The organism is Phyllobacterium sp. SL163 (assembly GCF_049896885.1).
Lineage (GTDB): Bacteria > Pseudomonadota > Alphaproteobacteria > Rhizobiales > Rhizobiaceae > Phyllobacterium > Phyllobacterium calauticae.
The window spans coordinates 348,837-367,556 of the sequence record NZ_JAFCVE010000007.1 but is presented as its reverse complement, the minus strand read 5'-3'; the positions used below and the strand labels follow the sequence as shown (position 1 = coordinate 367,556).

14 protein-coding genes and 2 pseudogenes are annotated in these 18,720 nt (G+C 59.0%); 9 read left to right on the top strand and 7 right to left on the bottom strand.

What is annotated here, in order from left to right:
- The 5 genes and pseudogenes from ACP7B1_RS17920 to rpmG form a co-directional block, all read left to right on the top strand.
- Positions 1–312: pseudogene (locus tag ACP7B1_RS17920) on the top strand (peptide ABC transporter substrate-binding protein); the annotation flags it as partial.
- Positions 313–369: 57 nt separating this feature from the next.
- Positions 370–1,713 (top strand): annotated as a pseudogene (locus tag ACP7B1_RS17915) (S8 family peptidase); the annotation flags it as partial.
- A gap of 33 nt (positions 1,714–1,746) precedes the next feature.
- Positions 1,747–4,209 (top strand): autotransporter outer membrane beta-barrel domain-containing protein, encoded by a 2,463-nt coding sequence (locus ACP7B1_RS17910; RefSeq protein ID WP_426137168.1) that lies wholly within the window; start codon positions 1,747–1,749, stop codon positions 4,207–4,209.
- Between the two features lie 11 nt (positions 4,210–4,220).
- Complete coding sequence (locus tag ACP7B1_RS17905; protein WP_426137163.1) at positions 4,221–4,847, top strand: 2OG-Fe(II) oxygenase; 627 nt, start codon at positions 4,221–4,223, stop codon at positions 4,845–4,847.
- 177 nt (positions 4,848–5,024) lie between these two features.
- On the top strand, positions 5,025–5,192 hold the full coding sequence (rpmG, locus tag ACP7B1_RS17900) for a 50S ribosomal protein L33 (RefSeq protein WP_105735448.1): 168 nt from the start codon (positions 5,025–5,027) through the stop codon (positions 5,190–5,192).
- 83 nt (positions 5,193–5,275) lie between these two features.
- Here rpmG and ACP7B1_RS17895 read toward each other — a convergent pair whose 3' ends face one another.
- Together ACP7B1_RS17895 and ACP7B1_RS17890 are read right to left on the bottom strand one after the other, a co-directional pair.
- On the bottom strand, positions 5,276–6,655 hold the full coding sequence (locus tag ACP7B1_RS17895) for a PleD family two-component system response regulator (RefSeq protein ID WP_346306752.1): 1,380 nt from the start codon (positions 6,653–6,655) through the stop codon (positions 5,276–5,278).
- 28 nt (positions 6,656–6,683) lie between these two features.
- Positions 6,684–7,055: a response regulator gene (locus ACP7B1_RS17890; protein WP_008122893.1), complete on the bottom strand. Its 372-nt coding sequence runs from the start codon at positions 7,053–7,055 to the stop codon at positions 6,684–6,686.
- A 301-nt stretch (positions 7,056–7,356) separates the two neighbouring features.
- Here ACP7B1_RS17890 and ACP7B1_RS17885 point away from each other — a divergent pair, with 301 nt between their 5' ends.
- Entirely contained in the window at positions 7,357–7,647 is a 291-nt protein-coding gene (locus tag ACP7B1_RS17885; RefSeq protein ID WP_223615170.1) for a DUF3572 domain-containing protein, read from the top strand.
- 70 nt (positions 7,648–7,717) lie between these two features.
- On the top strand, positions 7,718–9,034 hold the full coding sequence (locus tag ACP7B1_RS17880; RefSeq protein WP_346306751.1) for a DNA polymerase IV: 1,317 nt from the start codon (positions 7,718–7,720) through the stop codon (positions 9,032–9,034).
- Positions 9,035–9,306: 272 nt separating this feature from the next.
- Here the strand turns inward: ACP7B1_RS17880 and ACP7B1_RS17875 are convergent, their stop codons facing one another.
- Together ACP7B1_RS17875 and dnaE are read right to left on the bottom strand one after the other, a co-directional pair.
- Positions 9,307–10,188 (bottom strand): AraC family transcriptional regulator, encoded by an 882-nt coding sequence (locus ACP7B1_RS17875; RefSeq protein ID WP_346306750.1) that lies wholly within the window; start codon positions 10,186–10,188, stop codon positions 9,307–9,309.
- 117 nt (positions 10,189–10,305) lie between these two features.
- On the bottom strand, positions 10,306–13,815 hold the full coding sequence (gene dnaE / locus ACP7B1_RS17870) for a DNA polymerase III subunit alpha (RefSeq protein ID WP_346306749.1): 3,510 nt from the start codon (positions 13,813–13,815) through the stop codon (positions 10,306–10,308).
- Positions 13,816–13,953: 138 nt separating this feature from the next.
- On the opposite strand from dnaE, the gene ACP7B1_RS17865 reads away from it, so the two are divergent.
- Together ACP7B1_RS17865 and ACP7B1_RS17860 are read left to right on the top strand one after the other, a co-directional pair.
- A complete protein-coding gene (locus ACP7B1_RS17865; protein ID WP_346306748.1) occupies positions 13,954–14,535 on the top strand; it encodes a histidine phosphatase family protein in 582 nt (193 codons plus the stop codon).
- Positions 14,536–14,619: 84 nt separating this feature from the next.
- Entirely contained in the window at positions 14,620–14,883 is a 264-nt protein-coding gene (locus tag ACP7B1_RS17860) for a hypothetical protein (RefSeq protein ID WP_346306747.1), read from the top strand.
- A 5-nt stretch (positions 14,884–14,888) separates the two neighbouring features.
- Here ACP7B1_RS17860 and ACP7B1_RS17855 read toward each other — a convergent pair whose 3' ends face one another.
- The 3 genes from ACP7B1_RS17855 to proS are packed head-to-tail and all read right to left on the bottom strand — an operon-like array spanning position 14,889 to position 18,210.
- Positions 14,889–15,575 carry an ABC transporter ATP-binding protein gene (locus tag ACP7B1_RS17855; protein ID WP_105735461.1) on the bottom strand — a complete coding sequence of 229 codons (687 nt, stop codon included), beginning with the start codon at positions 15,573–15,575 and terminating at the stop codon, positions 14,889–14,891.
- Positions 15,575–16,864 (bottom strand): lipoprotein-releasing ABC transporter permease subunit, encoded by a 1,290-nt coding sequence (locus tag ACP7B1_RS17850; RefSeq protein ID WP_223615177.1) that lies wholly within the window; start codon positions 16,862–16,864, stop codon positions 15,575–15,577. Before ACP7B1_RS17850 ends, ACP7B1_RS17855 begins: the two co-directional genes overlap by 1 nt.
- The gene (gene proS / locus ACP7B1_RS17845) at positions 16,861–18,210 is read right to left on the bottom strand and encodes a proline--tRNA ligase (RefSeq protein WP_403173263.1); all 1,350 of its coding nucleotides are present in this window, start codon (positions 18,208–18,210) and stop codon (positions 16,861–16,863) included. Before proS ends, ACP7B1_RS17850 begins: the two co-directional genes overlap by 4 nt.
- Between the last annotated feature and the right edge of the window lie 510 nt (positions 18,211–18,720).

Here is an 18,720-nt window from a genome sequence, read left to right as displayed (position 1 = left end):
GCCGGCTGGACCGCGGATTATGCCGATGCCGAGAACTTCATGGTGATCAATCTGAGCACTAACACCACCTTCAATTATGGTCGCTGGAACAATCCGGACTTCGATGCCCTGGTCAAGAAGTCCTACGACGAAAAAGACCCCGCGGCCCGCGCCAAGATCCTGCATGAAGCCGAAACACTGGTCCTGCAGGAACAGCCCGTCGCGCCGATGATGAATTTCGGGCAGCTCTGGCTCGTGTCCAACCGCGTCAAGGGCTGGAAGGACAACGGCACCAACGACCATCTGAGTAAATATCTGAATGTTAACAATTGAGAGACAGGGCGATAGCTGTTCATCTCCCGCTCCTCAAATAGCTTGTCCGGATATCTCATGTATTTTCAAATAGAAATTATATTAAAAATTGCCCGTTCTCGACCCCATTATCTGCATCCGCTCCGAGTTTTGCAGTTCAGCGGGATTTATTTCTGTGTGTTACACTCTTCGATCATATGGGCACAGACCGCTCCTAATCCATCAATCTATCAAGAGCTGGGAGAATCCATTGATTTGAGAAGAGAGTTAAACTCGGGTCAAAGCTGGAAATTTTTAATCAAGAATTGGGAAAACGATGCTAGTTCTTGGGAATCTTCTGAGTTCTGGAAAAATCCAGGTATTGCAGCACTGAATGCGCAATATGCTTACGCTCTTGGCATCACCGGCCAAGGGGTGAAAATAGGCAACGTGGATACCGGCACTGCCTTGCAGCATTCAGAATTTATTGGTCGCGGACACGTTGGAATCCCTCTTGATATACCTGCGAACTCCGGATCGCTAGGTCATCCAGACATCAACTGCGCCAAGGGCATTGCTTCACGTTGTCAAACCGATAACCGCACGCTCCACACGGATGGAGGATTACCGAGCAGCCCGCCGTGGTGGTCCCTAAAAAAGAACGGGGTAGAATCACACGGAACCGCCGTGGGAGGCATTCTTGTTGCTGCGCGTAATGGTGAAGGCATGCACGGCATAGCTTACAATGCGCAGCTTTACGCGACAGACTTTCCGAATCTTGGTGCTGATAAAGGAGGGATCGCAGACTTGAACAGCTCAGGCGCCCACTTAGCCTATAAAGCCCTCATACAAAGCAATGTCAGAATCATAAATTATGAGATAGAGGCTGGTGATAATTATCAAATTACCCTCGATTACTTGCGCAAGCAATACACCAACAGCGATCTACGGCAGCACGGAGCCCTTGAAGGAATACGCGAGGCTGCACAGCATGGAATTACTTCTGTTATCGCTAATGGAAACTATTATTCTGAGAATCCCGACCTCATGGCTGCCCTGCCATATTTTGAGCCGGCACTCGAAACTCTGACAATAGCTGTTGCTGCCCTAAATATTGAGAATGAGTACAACAGCAATTTGCATCAGAAATTCGACTATACTGATCGAAAACTAGATGATTATTCAAATCGATGTGGGATCGCTAAATGGTGGTGCGTTGCGGCGCCGGGACAATATTCATTCTCAACTTCGGTGTCAGGCCCTGACAATCAGCATCTCGCATTCGATTATAAAAAGTTTAATGGAACATCCGGGGCTACGCCGCATGCTTCAGCGGCATTGGCACTCATCATGGAGCGCTTTCCGTACCTCACCAATCAGCAGGCACGCGATATACTCTTAACAACCTCTCATGGCCTCGGCGAGGTTGGGATAGATCGAGAATTCGGCTGGGGCCTAATCGATCTTAAGAAAGCCATGGAAGGCCCCGGTCAGTTTCTTGGCAGGTTTGAAGCCAATCTGGGTGCCGGTGTGAAGGACACCTGGAGCAACGACATCTCGCAGGCGGCGCTGGATCAGCGCAAGCGGGAAGAAGTGGAAGAAGTGACGGCGTGGGTGAAGAAAAAAGCATCCACCGGTCTGGTTCGCGATCCAACGGCACGGCTGGAGGCTCAGAAACAGTTGGTTAACCCGGAAATATCGGCCAAGGAAAGGGCCGCCGAGGGCCTGTTGGCTGATCTCTTTAAAGCCGTGGCAGCCAACAAGACCGGAACTGCTAGACCTGTAACGAATGCCAACAGAAAAATCGCAGGTGATCCCCTTGCATCGGCCCTGCTTGCAGACTTCACAAAAGCCTATCCGAAAGCAGTCGTGACCTACGGCAAAGACCCCAGCGCAGATTTTGCAGCCTACAAGGCCGGTCGAAAGGAAGATCCTCTCGCGGTGCTGAAGCAGACAATGCTGACTGAACAGACCGCCGCGCTGGAAACGGAATATCAATTCACCGAATCCCGCACGGCCTATCTCTCCGGCAAGCTTGCCGATCCGAAATCCTATGATGCGGGGCTGACGAAATCCGGCCCCGGCTCGCTGTGGCTCGCTGGCAAGAACACCTATCGCGGCGATACTTTGATCAATGGCGGCGAGCTTGGCATCGGGCTTGGCGGTTCGATCATTTCGGCATCGCTCATCAATGATACGGGGCTTTTGACCGTCGATGGCACGGCGGCTGCGGTAACGGCCAATGCGGGCGGGCAGGTGAAGGTCAATACAACGGGTGTGACCGGCGATCTCGCCTTGAACGGCGGCTTTGCTTCCGTCGATGGCCGCAGCGGCGCAGCGGCGGTCAATGCCAACGGCGTGCTCGGCGGCATCGGCACAGTCCAGCGTCTGGCCGTGCATGGCGGCGGTCTGGTTTCGCCGGGCAATTCGATCGGCACGCTGCGTGTGGCAACCGATGCCAGCTTCGACAAAGATGCCGGCCTGGTCATTCAGGTGGCTGCCGACGGGCGCAGCGACCGGCTGGAGGTGGCCGGCAAGGCAACGCTGCTCGGCGGCGTGGTCACGGTGACGACAGAAGATGGCAAGGCATCGTTGTCTCCAGCCGAAACGCTGGCGCTGCTGGGTAAGACCTACACGATGCTGACGGCTGCGGGTGGTGTGAGCGGAACCTTCGATACGGCCCTGCCGCACTATTACTTCATCGGCGCCGCACTCGCCTATGCAGCCAATGATGTCACCGTCAGCCTTGCGCGCAACACTGTTGCCTTTGCCGATGTCGGCGAGACAAGGAACCAGAAGGCAGCGGCGTCCGGGATTGAAAGCCTTGGCCGCGGCAATCTGCTCTATGATACGGTGGCTGTCTCAACCGTGACGCAGGATCTGCCCGCCGGTTTCAACGCCCTGTCCGGCGAGGCGCATGCCTCACTGCGCGGCACGCTGTTGCAGGATGCGGGGCTGGTCAGCGGCGCTGCCAATGAGCGGATCCGCGCCGCCTTTGACGGTGTCGGCGCCAAAGCCGCGCCTGATACAACGCCGCTCGCCTATGGTCCGGAGGCGAAGGACAAGCGGAGTGCCGATCAGGCGTTTGATGCGGCAACGCCTGCACCAGCCGCTGCAACCACCGCTGTGTGGGGACAGGCCTATGGCGGCTGGAGCCATGGTTCGAGCGATGGCAATGCCGCCGCCTATAGCAGAAGCACCGGCGGCATCGTCACCGGCATGGATGGGGGGATTGCCGGGACATGGCGTTTCGGCCTGCTGGCCGGTTATGGCTCGACCTCGCTGCATGGGGCCGGTTCCTCCGTCTCCGCCGACAGCTATCAGCTCGGCATCTATGGCGGCACCAGGATCGATGCGCTGACGTTGAGCCTCGGCACGGTGCTGGCGCATCATGAGATCGATAGCCGCCGCACGGTCTCGTTCGGCTCGCTGGAGGAGACAGACACCGCCGGCTACAGCGCCAACACGGTGCAGCTCTTCGGCGAGGCCGCCTACCGCATCGAGACGCCCTATGCGGCGCTCGAACCCTTTGCCGCGGCGGCCTATACCCGCCTGAAGACATCGGGCTTTACCGAAACCGGCGGCATTGCCGCCCTGTCGGCACCGTCATCCAGCACGGACCTGACGACGACGACACTCGGGCTCAGGGCCTCGCGCACCTTCACCCTCGGCCATGCCACGACGCTGACGGCGCGCGGCATGGCCGGCTGGCGGCATGCCTATGGCGATGTGACACCGCAGGCGCAGTTCGCCTTTGCCAGCGGCGGCGACAGCTTCGACGTCAGCGGCCTGCCGATTGCGCAGGACACCGCACTGGTCGAAGCCGGCCTCGCCTTCGATATCGGCAGAGCCACCACGCTCGGCCTCACCTATACCGGACAGTTCTCCTCCGGCGTCAACGACAACTCAGTCAAAGCCGATCTGACGGTGAGGTTTTGAGGGTAAATCCAATGACATCACAATCGCGACAGGGGGATATTCAACCATGGCAAGGAATTACTGTGGTTGAAAACATCTTGAATGCTCAGGAGCAGCAAGCCATCTACAGGTTTCTTTCAACCGGAGGATGGGGGTATGGATGGCGATCCCATAGCGGTGAAGGCGCGCAATCCTTCTGGCACAAGCATTTTGCCGGAGCACTCGGCGATACAATTGAACAAAACGCTCGGCAAAAGGGATCGAACAACGCTTGCGAAGCTGAACTTGCCGCCAAAACTCCCCTCCTTCACGTGTTCTGGGAAAAGCTTGCTCGAACCGCACTGAAAGGACATATTCTCCAGCGTTGTTATGCCAATGGCCTTCCCTATGGCAGCGACGGTGCAACCCACACGGATTCACTGGAACCCGGAGCCTGTACGGCGGTCTACTATCCACACGAAGTCTGGAATTCGGACTGGGGTGGTGAAACGATTCTATTCAATCAGGACAAGGACGATATTCTTGCGGCCATCTATCCAAAACCCAACAGGCTTTTGCTTTTTCCGGGCTTTGTTCATCACGTTGCCCGCGGCGTCTCCCGCGTTTGCCCCACCATGCGCATCACGCTGATGTTCAAGACACGGGTTGAGCTCGAATGACAATGCGGAGGCCGATTGGTGTGAGCACCGCCGGGAGCACTGTACAATGCTAGATTATAGTGCCTCCACCCTTGACTTTTTGCCGAGTGTTGGTACATGTCCGCCTGAATTTCCGCTTATAGCCACGTTGTTGGACTGAACGGCGGTCCTCTTCTAATAAAGACAGGTAAACTGAAAATGGCTAAGGCTGCAAATATCAAGATCAAGCTTCTGTCGACCGCTGACACCGGTTTCTTCTACGTGACGAGCAAGAACAGCCGTACGAAGACAGAGAAGTTCTCTTTCCGCAAGTACGACCCGGTCGTACGCAAGCACGTTGAATTCAAGGAAACCAAGATCAAGTAATCCTGGATTTTCCCGCATGTTCAAAATGCCGCCTTCGGGCGGCATTTTTGTTTCCGGGGATTGGCAGTCCGATTCGGGCAGCCTCACGCCGCCTCGGAGACAACCTTGTTGCGGCCCGACGCTTTGGCGCCATACAGCGCCTCGTCCGCGCGCTTGAGCATGTTCTGCACGCTGTCATCCTTCGACTGCACGCTGGCAATGCCGATGCTGATGGTCACCGGCACGCCGGTGGCGCCGTCATCGACGAAAAACGGCGTCGAGGCCACTTCACGCCGGATGCGCTCGGCGACAATGGCCGCCATCGTCAGATCCGTATCGGGCATGACGATGAAGAACTCTTCCCCGCCATAGCGGCTGGCGAGGTCGCTGCCGCGCACGTTGCGGCGCAGGCGCTGCGCAAATTCGCGCAGCACCTCATCCCCGCCATCATGGCCATAGGTGTCGTTGATCAGCTTGAAGCGGTCGATGTCCGTCATCAGGATCGACAGCGGACGGCGGCGGTCGACGGCGCGCTTGAACAGGGTGGCCAGGTGCGTTTCCAGATAGAGCCGGTTGTGCAGGCCCGTCAGGCTGTCGGTGACGGCCATCTCGTAGGTCTTGACGACACTGGCGCGCAGGCCGTCATGATAGGCCTTGCGGCGCAGCTGCGTGCGCAGGCGCGCCAGCAATTCATTGGAATTGAGCGGCCGCACCACATAATCGTTGACGCCAAGCTCCAGCGCGCGGCGGACCTTCGGTTCCTCGCCCTGATCCGCGACGACTATGATCGGCATCGACCGAGTGTTGTCGAGCGAGCGCAACTGCGCGCAAATGCGCAGCGGATCGTAATCGGCAAAGCTCGATGCGATGATCAGGCAGTCGTGATTGCCCTGAATGGCATCGAAAAAACCCGTCTGCGGATCGGTCTGCACGTCGACGGTGCATTCCTCGGCCAGAATCGTTCTGATTCGTTCGACGCTGCCGGGCCGCTCGTCGATGAGCAGCACCTTGGCATCCCGGGCTATGGCTTCGACACCGCTGGGAAAGCGCAGGATGGATTCGAGGCCGACATCGCGGGTCGTTGCCACCCGCAGCCGCAATTCGTCGGTGAGGTTCTTCAGCCGCACCAGGCTTTTCACCCGGGCAAGCAATTGCAGGTCGTTGACCGGCTTGGTGAGAAAATCATCCGCGCCGAAATTCAAGCCGGTGATCCGGTCCATATCCTGATCGAGCGCTGTCACCAGAATGACCGGGATATGCGCGGTGGCGGGCTGCGATTTCAACCGGCGGCAGACCTCGAACCCGTCCATGCCCGGCATCATGACATCGAGAAGGATGACATCGACGCTGTTGTTTTCGCAGAACTCCAGCGCTTCATAGCCGTTCGACGCCGTGACGACTTCATAATATTCGGCGCTCAACCGCGCTTCCAGAAGCTTCACGTTGGCAGGAACATCATCTACGACAAGTATGCGGGCCGTCATAGTTCACTTCTCCGGGAAAACAGGCAGCTCACGCATCACCAAGATAAGACTTAATGGTTTCGATGAATTTCGGCACGGAAATCGGCTTGGATATATAGGCCTCGCAGCCGCCCTGCCGGATACGTTCCTCGTCGCCCTTCATCGCGAAGGCCGTGACGGCGATGATGGGGATCACATGCAGATCATCATCCGCCTTCAGCCATTTGGTTACTTCCAGCCCGGAAACCTCCGGCAGCTGGATATCCATGAGGATCAGGTCGGGCCGATGCTCGCGCGCCAGATCGAGGGCTTCGAGACCGTTGCGTGTGCGGATCGTTTCATAGCCGCTGGCTTCGATAAGGTCGCGGAAGAGCTTCATGTTGAGCTCATTGTCCTCGACAATCATGACTTTCTTCACCATTGGCAACGTCCCGTTGATCATGCGTGGCGTGGGATTGCCGCCTTGACAAGGCTCCCACCGCAGCATCATTGAATGGATGCAAGTAATAGCGCGTTTTGATTGATGAAAAGGTAACTCTTCACGGCGGTCAAAAAATGCTGCAGATCATGTTTAACCAAGGCTTTATTGAACATCTTCTTTTGTAGAGATTCAATTGGTCATTGGCCCTTCCGCCTGCAATGGGGTCGCGGCAGGCGGTCAAACGGGAATATTGTTTTCAAGGGTGTTCGGATGAACACACATTTCGGGACAGACAGACAGAATGAAACAGCAGATGAACCTTGAGAATGCACAGGATCTGGCGATCAATGCCCTGGTTTTCCTGGCGCAGGACAGTGAATTGCTGCCGCGTTTTCTTGCCCTTACGGGCATCACGGCGGATCAAATCCGCCAGGCGGCGCAGGAGCCGGGGTTTCTGGCCGGCGTACTGCAGTTCTACCTGGCGCATGAACCGACGCTGATGCGCTATTGCGAGGCGACAGAGACGGACCCTGCCCTGTTCCAGCAGGCGCTGCGGCTGCTGCCGGGCGGACGGCAGGAGGATGTGTACTAACGCGCAAACGGCTTGCAAGCGGCCCGTCTCTTCAGTAAGTTCGGCATGTTCTATTTATGTTCCGAGCATCATGGCCCCCCTCAACGATCCTGAATTTGGATTCTGCCGCGACTGTCTGACAGCGCAGACCTCGGCCGGGCGCCGCTGCCAGCAATGCGGCAGCCCGCGCCTGCTGCGCCATCCGGAACTCTACAGGCTCTCCATTGCCCATGTGGACTGCGATGCATTCTATGCCTCGGTGGAAAAGCGCGACAATCCGGAGCTGCGCAACAAACCCGTCATCATCGGCGGCGGCAAGCGCGGTGTGGTCTCCACCGCCTGTTATGTCGCACGCATTCATGGCGTGAAATCCGCCATGCCGATGTTCAAGGCGCTGGAGGCCTGCCCGCATGCGGTGGTCATCAGCCCGAACATGGAAAAATATGTGCGCGTGGGGCGCGAAATCCGCCAGATGATGCGCGATCTGACGCCGCAGGTGGAACCGCTGTCGATCGACGAGGCGTTTCTCGACCTGTCGGGCACGCAGCGCCTGCACCACGATCCGCCGGTGCGGGTCATGGCGCAGTTTTCCAACCGGGTGGAAAAGGAAATGGGCCTGTCGGTTTCCGTCGGCCTCTCCTATTGCAAGTTCCTGGCAAAAATCGCCTCGGATTTTGACAAGCCGCGCGGCTTTTCCGTCATCGGCGAAGCGGAAACCCCGCATTTCCTGCATGACAAGCCGGTGACGATGATCTGGGGCGTCGGCAAGGTGTTTGCCGCCACGCTAGAACGGGACGGCATCCGCACCATCGGCCAATTGCAGACCATGGAACTCGGCGCGCTGATGGCCGCTTATGGCAGCATGGGCCAGCGCCTCTACCAGCTGTCGCGCGGCATCGACACGCGCCGGGTGGAGCCGGACGGCGAATCCAAGAGCGTATCGGCGGAAACGACATTCAACGAGGATATCGGCACGCTGGAAGAGCTGGTTCCCATCCTGCGCTCGCTCTCCGAAAAAGTGTCGCGCCGCCTGAAGGCCGCCGACATTGCCGGCCGGACGGTGACTCTCAAGCTCAAATCCCGCGATTTCAAGCTGAAGACCCGCAATCGCCAATTGGCCGACCCGACCCAGCTTGCCGACCGGATTTTCCGCACGGGACTGGCGCTGCTGGAAAAGGAGATCGACGGGACGCGGTTCCGGCTCATCGGCATTGGCGTGAGTGACCTCAGCGACGATGGCCGCGCCGATCCGCTCGACCTCGTCGATGTGCAGGCGACCAAGCGGGCCGTGGCGGAGACGGCCATCGACAAGCTGCGCGGAAAATTCGGCAACAACGCCGTCGAGACCGGCTATACCTTCGGCAAAATCAGGCAAAGGACGCGGCCGATCCCGGACGAGATTGATTGATTTGATTCAGGGATTTACGGGAAATTTCGGAGAAAATGAATCCGGATTGTTTTGGTGTGCAATGAAGATGGTGCGTGGTTTGACAAGCTCACCATGAGGGGGCTGGGTGGGCTGCAAGGCTAATCGCAGAGGTTGCAGAATATAACTCCCTGCAATCCTCACGCTCCCTCATGGTGAGCTTCCTGAGCTTGTCGAAGGGCGAACCACGCACCACGCGGGATGCCTTTTGCAACAAAACGAAGGAGAGATGGCCAGGCCACCATTGACCGGCGCTATTTCAGCGGCAGAAACAACTCCGCGACCGCCTCATGCTCCGGCACCTCCGGGAAAAAGCTCAGACGCTGGCAATAGATCGGGAAGTCGCGCGCTTCCTCGCCGCTGGCCGGAAGCCAGTCACGATACAGATAGAGCGCGGCGGGCTCCAGATTGTCGGTGTTGCCAACGACGCGCAGCACCGCACAGCGACCACCGGGAATCTCGCCGGCCTTGATCTGCTCGCCGTTCACCTCGATCGGCTGGTCGGTCCCGACACAAAGGTCCATGCTGTAATCGGCAGGCGACGCGGGACGCCGCTCGGAATGCCAGACCGTGAAGGTCGGACTTGTCCTGGGGTGCAGGCCAGCGGCCTTGCGCCAAGCGATGAAGCGCTGGATGGTGGCACCGATCATGGCGGGGTCACCCCGATGTTCCATGATCGCCACCCGCGTCGGGGCCACATCGCGAATCGTCACGTCATTGGTGGTAAAAGTCTTCTGCATGAGCTTGCTCCTTGCGTTGTCAAAAGGCCCGAAGGCCGCAAGCCACGGCTCCCAATCGGGAGATTTTCTGAACGACGAAGGCGATTGCCCGAACCGTTGCCGAAAGGCGCGGGCGAAGGCATCGGGTGCGTCGTAACCGGCATCCATCGCTATATCCGTGACGCTTTGGGCGTCTATGTAGGCCAGCCGATACGAAGCGCGCTTCATACGGGCAAGCTGGACATAGCGATGCACTGATAACCCGAAGGTCGACATGAACTGCCGGTGGAAATGGTATTTCGAGAACGCCGCAACGCCGCTCAGCACTTCCAGTCCCAGATCATCGTCAAGATGCTGTTCGATGTGATCCAGCACCCGTTGCATCCGGGCATGGTAGTTTTCAAGTGCCGCCTTCATCGCCTGTTCCTCCGTGGCGCCACCAGCTAGCCCCTCGCGGATATACAGCGCTCGACCGATCTTGCGGTTTGGGAGGGATCGATCGATACAGTCCAACGCGCCTCAGTGCGGTGTGACCTAAACCATCTCCACATCGACGACGCCGGGAATGGCCTTCATGGCGCTGGCGACCTGCGGGCCGACGCGGTAGCGGTTGGGCAGTTCGATCTCCACTTCGCTGGCGCCATTCTCCTTGATCAGGATGAGCGAGACGATCTGGCCGTCATTCTGCGGGGCGAGATAGGGCGTGATGGCGCTCAGCGGCTCGCTGGAGCGCATATAGAGGCGCAAGGCCTTCTGCATGCGTGTGGCTTCATCCTCAAGCGACTGCGCCGTCTGGATGCGCAGGCTGATGCCCTCCGGCCGGTCTTCGGCGCCGACCGTAACCACGACGGAGCGTCCCGGCTCCAAGAGATCGCGGTACTGTGCCAGCGCCTCGGAGAAAAGCACGGCCTCGAACTGACCCGACGCATCGGAAAACTGGATGATGCCCATCTTGTTGCCGGTCTTGGTCTTGCGCTCCTGCTTGGCGGTGATGGTTCCGGCAAGGCGTCCGGCATTGGCGCCGCGCTTGACCGCAGCGGAAAATTCCGCCCAGCTCTGCACTCGCATCTTTTCCAGGATCGGCCGGTATTCGTCGAGCGGATGGGCGGAAAGGTAAAAACCCGCCGCTTCGAATTCGCGCCGCAGTTTTTCCGCCGACAGCCATGGCGCCGCATTGGGCAGCTGCAGCCCCTGCGATCCGCCTGCGGCCATGCCGCCAAAAATATCCGCCTGTCCGCTGACGCTGTCTTCCTGCGTGCGCTGCGCATGGCCGATAATGCGGTCGAGACCGGCAATGAGCGCCGGGCGTTCGCGCCCGAAACAATCGAATGCCCCGGCATTGATCAGGCTTTCAAACACGCGGCGGTTGACGACGCGCGGATCGATCCGCTCGCAGAAATCCTCGAGGCTGGCATAGGGCGTGTCACCGCGCTTCTCGACGATATGGTCAACTGCCGCCTCGCCGACGCCCTTGATGGCGGCGAGCGAATAGAAAATGCGGTTGTCGCCGACTTCAAACAGGCGGAACGACGTGTTGACCGAAGGGGTGACCACCTCGATGCCCAGCCGCAGCGCCTCGCGGCGGAAATCGTTGAGCTTATCGGTGTTCGCCATATCGTAGGTCATCGACGAAGCGAGGAACTCGACGGGATAATGCGCCTTCATATAGGCGGTCTGGAACGACACGATGGCATAGGCGGCGGCGTGCGACTTGTTGAAGCCGTAGTCGGCGAACTTTGCCAAGAGGTCGAAAATGAAGTTGGCCTGCGGCTTGGTCACACCGCGTTCCACCGCGCCGTCGACGAAACGGACGCGCTGCATGTCCATTTCGGAGCGGATCTTCTTGCCCATGGCACGGCGCAGCAGATCGGCTTCGCCCAGCGTATAGCCGGACATTTCCTGCGCGATCTGCATCACCTGTTCCTGGTAGATGATGACGCCTTGGGTTTCCTTGACGAGATGGTCGATCTTAGGATGGATCGACGCCATCTCCTCATCGCCATTCTTGCGCGCATTGTAGGTCGGGATGTTTTCCATCGGACCCGGACGGTACAGCGCCACAAGCGCGATGATGTCCTCGATCCGATCCGGCTTCATGCCGATCAGCGCCTTGCGCATGCCGGTGCTTTCCACCTGGAACACGCCGACCGTCTCGCCGCGCGACAGCATTTCATAGCTGAGCTTGTCATCGAGCGGCAGATTGGACAAATCCACGGTGATGCCGCGCCGCTTGACCAGATTGACCGCAGTCTGCAGCACCGTCAGGGTTTTCAGGCCGAGAAAGTCGAATTTGACCAGCCCGGCCTCTTCCACCATCTTCATGTTGAACTGCGTGACCGGCATGTCGGAACGCGGATCGCGGTACATCGGCACGAGTTCGGACAGAGGACGGTCGCCGATGACGATACCGGCGGCGTGGGTCGAGGCGTGGCGGTACAGCCCTTCCAGCTTCAATGCGATGTCCAGCAGGCGCTCGACAACCGGCTCCTTGTCACGCTCTTCGCGCAGGCGCGGCTCATCCTCGATGGCCTTTGCCAGCGTCACCGGATTGGCCGGGTTGGCCGGAACCATCTTGGTCAGCCGGTCCACCTGCCCATAGGGCATTTCGAGCACGCGGCCGACGTCGCGCAGCACGGCGCGCGCCTGCAGCGTTCCGAAGGTGATGATCTGCGCCACCTGATCGCGGCCATACTTGGCCTGGACATAACGGATGACCTCGTCACGGCGCTCCTGACAGAAGTCGATGTCAAAGTCCGGCATCGAAACGCGGTCGGGATTGAGGAAGCGTTCGAACAGAAGGGAGAAGCGCAGCGGATCGACGTCGGTGATCGTCAGCGCATAGGCAACGAGCGAACCCGCACCGGAGCCACGACCGGGACCGACAGGAATATCATGGGCTTTCGCCCATTTGATAAAGTCGGAAACGATGAGGAAGTAACCCGGATATTTCATCCGGGTGATGATGGAAATCTCGTATTCCAGCCGTTCGGCATATTCCTGCGCCGTGTGGCCATCGGCCATGCCGAGCGTCGCAATGCGGCTTGCCAGGCCTTCCCGCGCCTGCCGGGCCAGTTCGTCGGCTTCCTCCTGCAGGGCCGCTTCAGGATCATCGCTTTCACCGGTGAAGCGCGGCAGGATCGGCGCGCGGTTTTTTGGGTAATAGGAACAGCGCAGCGCGATCTCGACGGTATTTTCCAGCGCCTCGGGCAGATCGGCAAACAGCGCCACCATCTCGTCTTCGGTCTTGAGATAATGGTCGGGCGTCAGGCGGCGGCGATCATCGATGGACAGCAGCGAACCCGCCGCAATGGCCAGCAGCGCATCATGCGCCTCATAGTCGGCGCTCTTGGAAAAGAACACGTCATTGGTGGCGACCAGTGGCAGTTCCAGCTCATAGGCAAGCGCGATATGGGTCGCTTCGAGGGCGCGGTCATAGCCGCGATGGCGCTGCAGCTCGACATAGAACCGGTCGCCATAGAGCGAGCGCAGATGGATGAGCCGCTGGCGGGCACGGTCGATGCGGTCGTCCTTGATCGCCTTGGCGATCGGCCCCTCGGGGCCGCCGGAAAGAACGATGATTCCATCGGAAAGACCCGGCAGCCAGGAGGCGGCAACATGGACGGGATCGCCGGCGGGCGTTTCCAGATAGGCGCGGCTGACAAGCCGGACGAGATTGGCATAGCCCGTTTCCGTCGCCGCCAGCAGCACGAGCGGCGCAAGCCCGAGTGCTTCGCGCCGGTTGGCGCTGCGGCTTTCCTCCGCCTGATCGTGAAAGGCGATGTCGAGCTGGCAGCCGATGATCGGCTGCAAGCCGGACTTCGAACCCTTCTGGGCAAATTCGAGCGCCCCGAACAGATTGTTGGTGTCGGTGATGGCGATGGCCGGGCTTTTGTTGGACGTGGCGAGATCGATGACCTTGGCGACCTGCAGCGCGCCTTCCAGCAGGGAATAGGCGGAATGCACCCGCAGATGGACGAAACGAAGCGCCTGCTTTTCCGCACTGCCTTCGCCGGGTCTGCCCTGTCCGTCTGCCACTGTATCCATCTCCAGAAAATTCCGGCGAACGCGCTGATTCACCACCCGCGCATTCTCGGGCAACCACCTTGGAGTGTCCACCTATACTTTGACCGCTGGATCGTGCGACTGTGAACAACCTGTGATGCGCCACCGAAAGGCCCGTGAATGAGCAATGCATATCCCGAAATCTATCTGGTGCGGCACGGTCAGACGGAATGGAGCCTGTCCGGCCAGCACACCGGGCGAACCGACGTGCCGCTGACGGCCGCGGGCGAAGCGGCAGCCCGTACCCTGGCGGGCCGGCTGCAGGGCCTTGCCTTTTCCGCCATATGGTCGAGCCCTTCCCAGCGCGCATCGAAAACCTGCGCCCTCGCCGGATTTGGCGATGCCCGCGTGATCAAGGACGATCTGGCGGAATGGGATTACGGCGTCTATGAGGGCATCACCACCAAGGCGATCCTGGCGGAGCGCCCCGGCTGGCAGCTTTTTCGCGACGGCTGCCCCGGCGGTGAATCCGCGGCCGATGTCGGTGCGCGTGCCGACCGGATCATCCACGCCATCCGCGCGGCGAATGACAGGATTCTCATCTTCTCAAGTTCGCATTTCCTGCGGGTGCTGACGGCCCGCTGGCTTGGCTTGCCGCCCGAAGGCGGCGCGCTTTTCGTTCTGGATACCACCAGCATCAGCGTCCTCGGTTATGAGCACGACCTGACGGAACCCGTTGTCCGCATGTGGAACCAGACATGATGATGGGCGATGCCCGCGGGCCAGGAACCAGGGGAAACCTAGTCATCCCGGCCCCGCCGGTTCTTTCAGATAACGCTGACCCACATGGCGAATGTTGCAATAAACAGACTGACTGTAACGAATGACATGACGTCCTGGAAAAGTTCGCTCATCGGTAAAACCCTTCTTCGTTTGCTCTATGTATATGTTTTGTTCTATTTTTGTTCCAAAGTCAAGCGCACCAAAGCTGCCATTGGCGCTATGGTTGTCGATTTCTTAACAGAGGGTAAAACGCGGGCCGCCGAGCGGGTGCCGCCAAACGCAAAAGGGCGCGGATTTCTCCGCGCCCGTTTGCTTTGTATGGCGTGAACGGATCAGGAGACCGTGGTGATCTTGCCGTCCTTGAGCGTGACGCGGCGATCCATGCGGCGGGCCAGTTCGTGATTGTGCGTGGCGATCATCGCCGACAGGCCGGACTGGCGCACCAGGGCTTCCAGCGCCTCGAACACATAGGAGGACGTCACCGGATCGAGATTGCCGGTGGGCTCATCGGCAAGCAGCACAAGCGGCGCATTGGCGACCGCGCGGGCGATGGCAACACGCTGCTGCTCGCCGCCGGACAGTTCCGACGGCCGGTGCGAGGCGCGTGCGCCCACCTTCATGTAATCAAGCAGCTGCTGCGCGCGTTCGGAGGCGACGCGGGGTTTCATGCCGCGGATCATCTGCGGCATCATCACGTTCTCCAGCGCGGAGAATTCCGGCAGGAGATGGTGGAACTGATAGACGAAACCGATGTCGTTGCGGCGGATGGCGGTGCGCTCTTCATCGGACAGCGAACCGCAGGCGCGACCGTCCAGAATCACATCGCCATTGTCAGGCCGCTCCAGGAGGCCCGCCGTGTGCAGAAGCGTCGACTTGCCGGCGCCCGACGGCGCGACAAGCGCAACCATCTCGCCCCTGCCGAGGGAGAAATTGGCATCGTCCAGAATAACCAGTTCCCGGTCGATCTCATTGTACCGGCGGCCGACGCTGGTCAGCTGAAGAATGGGCCCGGCTGACATTATTCGTACCTCAAGGCTTCAACGGGATCGAGCTTGGCCGCGCGCCATGCGGGGAAAAGCGTCGCCAGAAACGACAGGACAAGCGCCATCAGAATGACCGTGAAGGTTTCATTGAAATCCATCTTGGCGGGCAAGGTGCTCAGGAAATAAAGCTCCGGATTGAACAGGGTCGTACCAGACAACCAGGAGAAGAATTGCCGGATGCGCTCGACGTTCAGGCAGACGAGGACACCCAGGGCCACGCCGGCAATCGTGCCGGTCACGCCAATTGCCGCGCCCGTCATCAGGAAGATGCGCATGACCGAGTTGCGCGTCGCGCCCATCGTCCGCAGGATGGCGATATCGCGTCCCTTGTCCTTCACCAGCATGATCAGGCCGGAAATGATGTTCAGGGCCGCCACGAGAACGATCAGCGTCAGGATCATGAACATGACGTTGCGCTCCACCTGCAGGGCGGAGAAGAAGGTGACGTTGCGCTGGCGCCAGTCGGTGAGCATCAGCGGACGCTGCGCCGCATCCTCGATGGGCTTTTTCAGCGCGTCGACATTGTCCGGATTGTTGGCAAAGATCTCGATGGACTGGACCTTGCCCTCCTGGTTGAAATAGAGCTGCGCTTCATCCAGCGGCATGAGCGCGATCGAGGCGTCATACTCGGACATGCCGATCTGGAAAATGGCGACGACCGGATAGGATTTCACCCGGGGCGAAACCCCGAGCGGCGTCACATCGCCGTCCAGCGACATCAATGTCAGCTTGTCGCCGATGCCGAGCCCCAGATTTTCCGCCATGCGCGTGCCGATGGCCACGCCGCCCGCCTTGTCGAAATTGGCGAAGGTGCCCTGCTTGACGTTCTTGGCGACGAGCTGGAGCTTGTTGATATCCTCTTCGCGCAGACCCCGTACGAGCGTGCCGGTGCCCTGCCCGACATTGCCCTGGCCGAGCACCTGGCCTTCCACGACGGGAATGGCGAAGGAAACACCGGGAACCGCATCGATCCGCTTGATCACATTGTCGTAGTCATCCAGTGGCCGGTCCATGGGCTGCATGATGACATGGCCGTTGATGCCCAGAATGCGCGTCAGCAATTCGCTGCGAAAACCGTTCATGACGGCCATGACGATAATGAGCGTCGCCACGCCGAGCATGATGCCGGTGAAGGAGAAACCGGCGATCACCGAAATAAACGTTTCCTTGCGCCGGGCGCGCAGATAGCGCCACGCGATCATCCGTTCATAGGCAGAGAACGGCTTGGGACCCTGTTGTACAGCAGTGACGGCCGATTCTGTCATAGAGTTCCAGCCTGAAAGTCAGCGGGGCCTGCAAGCTTGTTGATTGCAGCTTCAATGCTCAGGGTTTCCCGTTCACCCGTCGCGCGATCCTTGATCTCGACTTCGCCCGCGGCAACACCGCGCGGCCCGATGATCACCTGCGTCGGCAGGCCGATCAGGTCCATCTTGGCGAATTTCGCACCGGGACGATCATCCGTATCGTCCAGCAGCGGCTCGAGACCGGCATTGGTCAAGGCCTCGTAGACCTTGGCGGATGCCGCGTCGCACGCCTCGTCGCCCGGCTTCATGTTGACGATGCCCGCACCGAACGGCGCAACAGCCTTCGGCCAGATGATGCCGTTCTCGTCATGGGATGCCTCGATGATCGCGGCAATGACACGCGAGGGGCCGATACCGTAGGAGCCCATGGAAACCATATGTTCCTTGCCATCGGGACCGGTGACCTTGGCGCCCATCGGTTCGGAATATTTGGTGCCGAAATGGAAGATGTGGCCGACCTCGATGCCGCGTGCGGCAAGCTGTTCGGACGCACCGACCTTGTCCCAGGCGGCTTCGTCGTGCATTTCATCCGTCGCCGCATAGGGCGTCGTCCATTTCGTCACGATATCGGCGACCTGCGCATTGTCATCGAAATTGGTATCGGCACCCGGAACCGGCAGGTCGAGATAGGCGCGGTCGCAATAGACCTGGCTCTCGCCGGTTTCGGCCAGAATGATGAATTCGTGGCTGAGGTCGCCGCCGATGGGACCGGTATCCGCACGCATCGGGATGACCTTGATGCCGAGGCGCGAGAATGTGCGCAGATAAGCCACGAACATGCGGTTGTAGGCGGCCTTGGCGCCTTCGAAATCGATGTCGAAGCTGTAGGCATCCTTCATCAGGAATTCACGCGAGCGCATGACGCCGAAACGCGGGCGGCGCTCGTCGCGGAACTTCCACTGGATGTGATAAAGATTGAGCGGCAAGTCCTTGTAGGACTTCACATAAGCCCGGAAAATCTCGGTGATCATTTCCTCGTTGGTCGGGCCAAACAGCATCTCGCGGTCACCGCGATCCTTGATGCGCAGCATCTCGTCGCCATAGGCGTCATAACGACCGCTTTCGCGCCACAGATCGGCGGACTGGATCGTCGGCATCAGCAGCTCGATGGCGCCGGACCGATTCTGTTCCTCGCGGATGATGTTGGACACCTTGTTGAGGATGCGCAGGCCTGCCGGCAGCCAGGCATAGATGCCAGCCGACTCCTGACGGATCAGGCCGGCACGCAGCATCAGCCGGTGCGAGACGATTTCCGCCTCTTTGGGATTTTCTTTCAGGATAGGCAGGAAATAACGGGAAAGCCGCATTGAGATCACCAAATTGAAACACAGCCTGAATGCTTGAAGAATCAGGCAAAACCAAGTGCAAAGTTAGCGTATTACCCAAAAATCGTTGCCGATTTCCGGAAAGACTCATACGCCGCCAAATGTGTTGCCGCGTCCCGCCCAAAACCCGGATTAATCCGCGACGCAGCAATGTTTCTTAGCGGCTTAACAGCGGGTTGGGAACCCGCCAACGCCAAATGAGACATCTCAGATTTGTGACAGTTTTGTTACGCTGCCAGATTTGTAAGCAAAAAATGACTGTACCGAATATTTTTCGTGACATTTCGAAGGCAGTCCGCTATTTTTTTAATCATAATGAGAAAGTAAGAATAATTCTGCTTTCCAGCGCGGTCAAAGTCTTGGGAGGATGTGACCTTTGGCGCGGTAATACGCAGCCACCATGCAAATGGAATAGGGTCAGACGCGATCTAACAATGCAAGGCGAAAGCCTTGCATTTTTTTTGTCTTGTTGCGGCAATACAAGCACTTATC